The 8,508-nt window shown below is 59.6% G+C and carries 7 protein-coding genes and 1 rRNA gene; 3 read left to right on the forward strand and 5 right to left on the reverse strand.

The window, feature by feature from the left end; genetic code table 11:
• The 3 genes from rrf to BN5935_RS00060 form a co-directional block, all read left to right on the forward strand.
• Positions 1–93: ribosomal RNA gene (gene rrf, locus BN5935_RS00050) — 5S ribosomal RNA — on the forward strand; the annotation flags it as partial.
• Positions 94–373: 280 nt separating this feature from the next.
• Positions 374–787 carry a YybH family protein gene (locus BN5935_RS00055; protein ID WP_064974280.1) on the forward strand — a complete coding sequence of 138 codons (414 nt, stop codon included), beginning with the start codon at positions 374–376 and terminating at the stop codon, positions 785–787.
• 11 nt (positions 788–798) lie between these two features.
• Positions 799–1,626, forward strand: a complete 828-nt coding sequence (locus tag BN5935_RS00060; protein WP_064974281.1) for a DNA-formamidopyrimidine glycosylase family protein — start codon at positions 799–801, stop codon at positions 1,624–1,626.
• Between the two features lie 8 nt (positions 1,627–1,634).
• Here BN5935_RS00060 and BN5935_RS00065 read toward each other — a convergent pair whose 3' ends face one another.
• The 5 genes from BN5935_RS00065 to infB all read right to left on the reverse strand — a co-directional run.
• Entirely contained in the window at positions 1,635–2,030 is a 396-nt protein-coding gene (locus tag BN5935_RS00065) for a hypothetical protein (RefSeq protein WP_064974282.1), read from the reverse strand.
• A gap of 417 nt (positions 2,031–2,447) precedes the next feature.
• A complete protein-coding gene (locus BN5935_RS00070) occupies positions 2,448–3,254 on the reverse strand; it encodes a M48 family metallopeptidase (protein WP_064974283.1) in 807 nt (268 codons plus the stop codon).
• 56 nt (positions 3,255–3,310) lie between these two features.
• Positions 3,311–4,549: an alkaline phosphatase family protein gene (locus BN5935_RS00075; RefSeq protein WP_064974284.1), complete on the reverse strand. Its 1,239-nt coding sequence runs from the start codon at positions 4,547–4,549 to the stop codon at positions 3,311–3,313.
• 159 nt (positions 4,550–4,708) lie between these two features.
• On the reverse strand, positions 4,709–6,028 hold the full coding sequence (locus BN5935_RS00080; protein WP_064974285.1) for an acetyl-CoA hydrolase/transferase family protein: 1,320 nt from the start codon (positions 6,026–6,028) through the stop codon (positions 4,709–4,711).
• A 37-nt stretch (positions 6,029–6,065) separates the two neighbouring features.
• Positions 6,066–8,508, reverse strand: a 2,443-nt coding sequence (infB, locus tag BN5935_RS00085) for a translation initiation factor IF-2 (RefSeq protein ID WP_064974286.1), incomplete at its 5' end; no start/stop codon positions are given.

Genomic DNA, 8,508 nt, shown 5'->3' on the forward strand with positions numbered 1-8,508 from the left:
GTTCCACCTCTTCCCATTCCGAACAGAGAAGTTAAGCTCACTTACGCCGATGGTACTGCGGTTTTCCCGTGGGAGAGTAGGTAGCCGCCTCTTCAAGGTCAGATCGAAAGGTCTGACCTTTTTTTGTGTCATAACGAGTCGTCGCTCTGCATGCTGCCTGCCGTTGGTGCGGCTGACCTTGAATCGGCGGTGCCGCCGACTATATTGATAATCCCTCCAAACCTCCCTTTGAAAAGGGAGGCTTTTGTTTATAGAAGATTTATCGGAAGGTTCGTCAATCGCCAATATTTATGTGAGGCGGGTCGACTCGACTCTCTTAAAGCCGCTTAGATTCGTGAATAATTGCTATATTGGGAAAAATCTGAAAAGACCTATGACTGAATATGTGCGAAATGCTTCGGATGACGGAGCTGTTAAGGCAGAAATCATCGCTTTGGAAAAGCAGGCTTTGGAGCGGTGGAACGACGGGGATCCCGATGGATTTATCGAACTTTCGGCTGACGATGTGGTCTACATGGACCCGGCTTTCGAGCATAAACTCGAAGGTAAAAAGGCGTTGGAGACTTATTATGACCAAGTCAGGGGGAAGATCAAGATAGACCGCTACGAAATGCTGGACCCTGTTGTACAGGTGTCTCCGGGCATTGCGGTCCTGACCTATAATTATGAGGCTTACCGGGACGGATGCGTGTTCCGGATGAACTGCACGGAAGTTTACCGATTGGATTCCTCCGGACCGTGGAGAATCATACACACGCATTGGTCCTTTTTTCAGCCCCACAAATAATCTGTTTTCGCATGATCGAAATCCCCGAATCGCAGACCGTAGCGCGGCAAATCCGTGAAACGCTGGCAGGCCGTACCATTACCGATGTGTTCAACGCTACGCATCCCCATAAGTTCACTTGGTATACGGGTGATCCGCTCGAATATCCGAATCTGCTGACCGGACGGAAGATCGTCGGGGCCGAGGGTTGCGGGGCGTTTATCGACGTGCTGTTGGACGATGACATCCATCTGGCCCTTTCGGACGGCGTGATCCTGCGGCTTTACGGGACCGGGGACCCGATTCCTGCGAAATACCAGTTGCTTCTCACCCTCGACGACGGACGCTTTCTGCTCCTGACGGTGGCGATGTACGGAGGGATCAACGCCTTTCGGGGCGAGCTGGACAATCCCTATTACCGGGGCGCCCGGACGAAATGTTCCCCGCTGGAGGAGCGTTTCGACGCCGGGTATTTCAGCCGGCTTCGGGCCGCGGCGAAACAGAACCTCTCGGCAAAGGCGTTTCTGGCCACGGAACAGCGGATTCCGGGGCTCGGGAACGGGGTTTTGCAGGATATCCTCTTTCGGGCGGGGATTCATCCCAAGCGCAAACTCGCCACGCTGGGGGATGCCGATGCGCAATGCCTTTTCGCTACGCTGAAAAGTGTGCTGCGGGAGATGACCGACCGTGGCGGGCGCGACACCGAGAAGGACCTTTTCGGGACCCCGGGCGGATATGCCGTGCAGCTCTCGCGCAACACCTGCGCGGAGCCGTGCCCGGTTTGCGGCGGACCGATCGTGAAGGAGGCCTATCTGGGCGGTGCCGTCTACTATTGTCCGCACTGTCAACCCCTGAAATAAAGCGCCGTTTACCGCTCTTCCGGAGAGTACCGCCAACTGTGCCAGCGGTTGTGCAGTCCGCAGTGCGGGCAGTAGAGCTTGTAGAGCCCTTTGCCGCATCGGTGGATGCGCAGGCTGCGGGTGTGGCACCGCGCGCAGCGCGAGGTGTTGAGCCTGCGTTCGTAACGTTGGAACAGCAGGATGTTGAACAGGCTCAGCAGGAGGCTGAGGCCTCCCGCGACGGTGCATTCCCGGAAAAATAGCGGGGCGAGGCAGGCGGTCAGCACGCCGAGCAGGATGACGAGGGCGATGCCCTGAATCGCTTCGTTGGGCAGGGAGCGGATGCGCCACATCGGGCGCGTGACGAGGATGCCCGCCGCTGCGGGCACAAAACAGACGATAAGGAGCTGGACGCAGGCTTGCATGGGTGTAGGTACGCCTGTCCCTCAGCGTTTGGGTGATTAAGTTGGGATTAAGTTCGGGGGAGGGTATAAAAAACGTGGGACAAGACTCTGATTTGCTTTCTGAGGCTCTGGAATAACCTGTGCAACCAAATACAGAATGAAGCCCACGTTGGAAACGTGAGCGTCAAACTTCATTCCTTGGTTGCTCTTTAAATTTTCCAGATTTTCAGAAAGCAAGGTACAAAGCTAACGCTTTTTATAGGTTTGCGCCGACGCTTTTCGTGCGGTTGCGGCGCTTTTTATCGTATTTCTGCGACTTTACGTTTTATTTCATCGGCGAATTCATTGATAAGTGACGTACAAATATACAAAAACATCCGGAAATTTCCGGATGTTTTGTAAAAATGCATAATGGTGAAGGCCTGGCCCGACGCTGTATTACTGCTGTGCGGCGGTGTAGGCGTTGGCTTTCTCCTTCATGACGGCTGCGCGCTTCTCGCTGTCGGGGTGCGAGGAGAACATCTTCTGCACCGTGGAGGCTTTGGCGCCTTTCGACAACTCGACCAGCTTATTCAGCGAGTTGGCCATGCCATAAGGGCTGAAGCCGTGCTTGACGGCGAACTCGAAGCCGTATTCGTCGGCGGCATACTCCTGCTTCTGCGAGAACTGCGCATCGGTGAAGGCCGTTACGACCTCGCCCAACTGCGAATCGCTGAGCTTGGCCAGCGTGCTGCCCTCGGCGGCTCCGGCGGCGTTGCGCGCTGCGGAGGCGAGGTAGGCGTTCTTCATCGCGTGTTTCGTGTCGGCATGTACCACATGGCCGATCTCGTGACCGATGATCGCCATCAGTTCGTCGTCGTCCATCAGGTCCATCAGGGCCGCGAAAACGCGTATCGAACCGTCGCCGCAGGCGAAGGCGTTGACATCGACCACGAGGTAGACCTTGAAGTTGAGCGGCAGGCCATCGACCTCGGTGATGTTTTCGGTAAGCCGTTTGAGGCGTGCGCCGTAGCTGGTCGAGTCGTCTGCCACGGGGTTGTGGGCATCCATCCACTCGACCGATTCGCGGCTCAGGCGGGCGATGTCGGCATCGCTGAGCGTGATGGCCTTGGCGACGTCCTTGCCGGCGCTGAGGAGCTTTCCGGTATTGAGTTTCTTACCTCCGATTTTGAGTTGCGCGGAGCTCTCCGCGGGAAAGGCCGCTGACAGAAGTACAGCGGCGCATAAAAGCATCAATTTCTTCATATCGGGTGTTGTTTTATTTGGCGTGCAAAGATAGGAAAAACATCCGTATTCCGAAACTATTTTTCGCGGAACATCCGTTTCACATCCCGCCAGTCGCCGTCGTTGGGGGCAGGTTCGACGCTCAGCAAGCGGCAGAGGATGAGGTAGATGTTCTGGTTCTGGAACGACTGCTGGCGGAATCCTTCGCGGAACGCGGGGCCCGAGCCGTAGAAGACCATGTGCATGTCGCGGTCGGCATTGTCGAAGCCGTGGTTGCCGCGTTTGCCCACCGGACGGTCTGCGGGCGAGTAGTCGAGCGTCCAGCCGGTCTCGGGGATCAGCACCAGATTCGTGAGACGCGACGGATGCTGGCCGTAGCGGAAGCGGCGGGGCATCTTATCCCGTTCCCATGCCTCGATGTGCCCCGTGGCGCGCAGTCGGCGAAGCGCCTCGGGAACATATTCCCTGCGGACCTCGATGCCGAACGGAGTTCCCGGGACGGTGCGGACGACCTGCGCGGAGTCGAGCAGGCCGTAGAGGTTCAGGTAACGTTCGGGCGAGAGTTCGGCCATGCCGTGGTCGGCGGTGACGATGAAGTTGATGCGGTCGAAGACCGGCGAACGGCGGATTTCGCGGAAGAAGTAGCGCAGCACGGAGTCGATGCGCTCGGCCTGCGCCACGGCTTCGGGCGATTCGGGACCGTAGGTGTGCATCGCGGCGTCGGGCTGTTCGAAGTACCACATCACCAAATCCGGTATCTCGGCTTCGGGACGCGTCATGGCGTCGATCACCCAGTCGGCACGCTCGTAGTAGGAGGGCTTCGACGAATAGCGGGTCCAGACCGTCGCCTGACGTCCGTTCACGGGAACGTCGCTGCCGGGCCACATGAAGATGTTGGCCGTGAGTCCCTGCCGTTCGACGGTGTTCCAGATCGGTTCGCCGCCCCAGAATCCCGGGATTTTGACATCTTCGGCATCGAAGACCGAGAGCCTGCGGCCCTGCATCTTGTCGAAAAAGGCGTTGTTGACCACGCCGTGGTGGTCGGGATGAAGCCCCGTGGCCATGGAGTAGTGGCTCGGGAAGGTGTTCGACGGGTAGACCGGAAAGACCTCGGCATAGGTGCCGACCCGCGCCAGCGAATCGAGCGTCGGGGTATGGCTGCGGTCCGCGAGGTCCCAGCGGAAAGCGTCCATCGAGAGGATGACGGCATATTGCTTCTCCCCGGGGGCTGCGGAAGCAGGGTAGCTGCCCGCATGGCGGGAGGCGGCGCAACCCGTAAGGGCGAGGAGCAGGAAAAGAAGGAGCGGTCGTTTCATGGGTCGGTGTATTTTATAGTATAAAGATACGAAAAGAAAAAGCGAGTTCAAAACCGGATTGCGTCTGGTCCGGCAAAACTTTCCGCCTTCCTAAAAGTGCCGTTACGGCACAAAAAAGCGTCCCCGGAAAACGGGGACGCTTCGAATCTTTTTCGGGAATTATCCCATGTAGCTTTTGATGTAGTGGTGGTGCGATCCCCAGCGCTCGAAAGCGGCGCGGTCGAGTTCCTCCCGAGCCGAGGGATGCGCCACGCTGATGAGCAGGCGGGCACGCTCCTGCAGGGTCTTGCCGTAGAGGTCCACGGCGCCGAACTCCGTTACGAACCAGTGGATGTGGTTGCGGGTCGTCACCACGCCGGCACCGTCGAGCAGCGTCGGGCAGATTTTCGAGACGCCCTTGTTGGTGATCGAAGGCATGGCGATGATGGCCTTGCCGCCTTTCGACAGCGAAGCGCCGTAGACGAAGTCGATCTGACCGCCTACGCCCGACCAGAATTTCGTGCCCAGCGAGTCGGCACTCACCTGACCCGTCAGGTCGACCTGCAGGGCCGAGTTGATGGCGACGAAACGGTCGTTCTGCGAGATGATATAGGGGTCGTTCGTGTAGCCCACGTCCATCATCAGCACGCCGGGGTTGTCGTCGATGAAATCGTAGACACGCTGCGAACCCATCAGGAAGGTCGAAACCATCTTGCCCGGGTCGGTCTTCTTGGCTTCGCCGTTGATCACGCCCTTCTCCACCAGCGGCAGTACACCGTCGGCGAACATCTCGGTGTGGATACCGAGGTTCTTGTGGCCTCCCAACTGACTGAGTACGGCGTTCGGAATGGCTCCGATGCCCATTTGCAGCGTCGCGCCGTCCTCGATCAGGGCTGCGCAGTTGCGTCCGATGGCCGTCTCGACCTCATCCGGCTCCGAGAACTTGGCCTCGATCAGCGGGGTGTCGTCCTGCACGAACAGGTCGATCTTCGACAGCGGGATCATCGCCTGCCCGAAAGCGCGGGGAACGTGCTTGTTCACCACGGCGATCACATAGTCGGCACACTCCACGGCGGCCAGCGTAGCGTCGACCGACGTACCCAGCGATACATAACCGTGCTTGTCGGGCGGGCAGACCTGAATCATCGCCACATTGCACGGAACGGCTCCGCAGCGATACAATTTCTGCGTTTCGCTCAGGAAGATGGGAATGTAGTCGGCATAGCCGCTCTGCGTCACCTTGCGGACGTTCGCGCCCACGAAGAACGAGTCGAGCTGGAACACGCCCTCGAATTTGGGATCGGCATAGGGTGCCGGACCCTCGGTGTGCAGGTGATGGACATGCACGTCCTTCAGTTCGCCGGCTTCGCCGCGCTTGCACATCGCGTTGATCAGACACTGGGGGGCTGATGCCACCGAGCTCAGATGCACATGATCTCCCGATTTGATGACCTTGACGGCCTCCTCGGGCGTGGTGAAATGGATGGGTTTAGTAGTCATTACTGCCAATAAATTGTAAGTAGTTGATTTTTATGTGTTATTTGCGTTTCACTTCCACCTGTTCGTAGCCCTCGACGATGTCGCCGACACGGATGTCGTTGAACGATTCGATGTTCAGACCGCAGTCCTGTCCGACCACGACCTCCTTCACGTCGTCCTTGAAGCGCTTGAGCGAACCCAGCTTGCCCGTGTAGATCACGATACCGTCGCGGATGACGCGGATCGGGGTCGAGCGCTGCAATTTGCCTTCACGGACCATACATCCGGCCACGGTGCCGACCTTGGTGATCTTGAAGATTTCGAGCACCTCGACCGAAGCCACGATCTCCTCCTTCATCACCGGCTCCAGCATACCCTCGATGGCGTCCTTGATGTCATTGATGGCGTCGTAGATGATCGAGTAGAGGCGGATTTCGATCTCCTCCTTCTCGGCCAGCCTGCGTGCCGAGGCCGACGGGCGCACTTGGAAGCCGACGATGATGGCGTTCGAAGCGGCGGCCAGCAGCACGTCCGACTCCGAAATCTGACCCACGGCGGCGTGGATGACGTTGACCTGCACGGTCTCCTTCGAGAGCTTGATGAGCGATCCTGACATGGCCTCGATCGATCCGTCCACGTCGCCCTTGACGATGATGTTCAGCTCCTTGAACGAGCCGATGGCGATACGGCGGCCGATCTCGTCGAGCGTCACATGTTTCTGGGTCATGATGCCCTGCATGCGGGCCAGTTGTTCACGCTTGTTGGCGATCTCACGCGCCGAACGGTCGTCGTCCATGACGTTGAACGTGTCGCCGGCCTGCGGCGCGCCGTTCAGACCCAGCACCTGCACGGGTGTCGAGGGGCCTGCCGTCTCGACCTTCTTGCCGTTCTCGTTGAACATGGCCTTCACGCGGCCCGTGTAGGTGCCCGAAAGGATCACGTCGCCCACATGGAGCGTTCCGCTCTGCACCAGAATGGTCGAAACGTAGCCGCGGCCCTTGTCGAGCGTCGACTCGATCACCGTACCCTGCGCCCGTTTGTTCGGATTGGCCTTCAGGTCGAGCATCTCGGCCTCCAGCAGCACCTTTTCAAGCAGCTTGTCGAGGTTCATGCCCTTCTTGGCCGAAACCTCTTGGTCTTGGTATTTGCCGCCCCACGACTCCACGAGGTAGTTCATCTGCGAGAGCTGCTCCTTGATGTGGTCGGGGTTGGCGTTGGGTTTGTCGATCTTGTTGATGGCGAAGACCATCGGCACGCCGGCGGCCTGCGCGTGGTTGATCGCCTCGACGGTCTGCGGCATGACGCTGTCGTCGGCCGCGACGATGATGATGGCCACGTCCGTGACGGCGGCGCCGCGCGCACGCATGGCCGTAAAGGCCTCGTGGCCCGGAGTATCGAGGAACGTGATCTTCTGTCCGTTCAGCACCACGCTGTAAGCGCCGATGTGCTGGGTGATGCCGCCGGCCTCGCCTTCGATGACGTTGGTCTTGCGGATGTTGTCCAGCAGCGAGGTCTTACCGTGGTCGACGTGTCCCATGACCGTCACGATCGGCGGACGCGGAACCAGATCCTCCTCCTTGTCCTCGCTTTCGTCGGCGATGGCCTCCTGAATCTCCACCGAAACGAATTCGGTCTTGTAACCGAACTCCTCGGCCACGACCACGAGCGCCTCGGCGTCGAGACGCTGGTTGATCGACACCATCAGTCCGAGGTTCATGCAGGCCATGATGACCTCCGTCGGTGCGACGTTCATCATCGTAGCCAGCTCGCTGACGGTCACGAACTCCGTGACCTTGAGCGTCGAACGCTCCATTTCCTCGCGTTCGTATTCCTCGTTCATGCGCTCGGCCACGGCGTCGCGCTTGTCCTTGCGGTATTTCGCACTCTTGCTCTTGGCACCCTTGGCCGTCAGGCGCGCCAGAGTGTCCTTTACCTGCTTCGAAACCTCCTCGTCGCTCACTTCGGGGCGCACGATCGGTTTGGGAGCGTTCTTACCCTTGTTGCGGCGTCCCTCGCCCGGACGGGGCTGGTTGTTCTGTCCGCCCTGTCCGCTGCGGTTCTGGCCCTGTCCGCCCGGACGGTTGTTCTGACCGCCCTGTCCGCCCTGACCCTGACGGTTGCCGCCGCCCTGCGCATTGCCCTTCGGGGCCTTGCTGACGTCGACCTTCTCCTTCTGGAGACGCTTGCGCTTGTGCTTGCCGCCGGCGACGAAGCCCGACACGTCCATCGTGCCGAGCACCTGCGGACCCGTGAGGGTCACGGTCTCCGGGCGGAAAATATTGTCTTTCGGCGCCTCGGCCTTCGGGGTTTCCGGAGCAGGGGCGGGGGCCGGTGCTACTGGAGCTGCCGGTTTGGGCGCTTCGGGGGCCTTGGGAGCCTCCGCCTTGGGCTGCGGAGCCGGAGCGGGCGCTGCGGCCTTCACCTCGGGAGCCGGGGCAGGTGCCGGAGCAACGGGTTTCGGGGTTTCGGGGGCCTTGGGAGCCTCGGCCTTGGGCTGCGGA

Origin of the sequence: Alistipes provencensis, from assembly GCF_900083545.1 — a bacterium.
GTDB classification, from domain to species: Bacteria; Bacteroidota; Bacteroidia; order Bacteroidales; family Rikenellaceae; genus Alistipes; species Alistipes provencensis.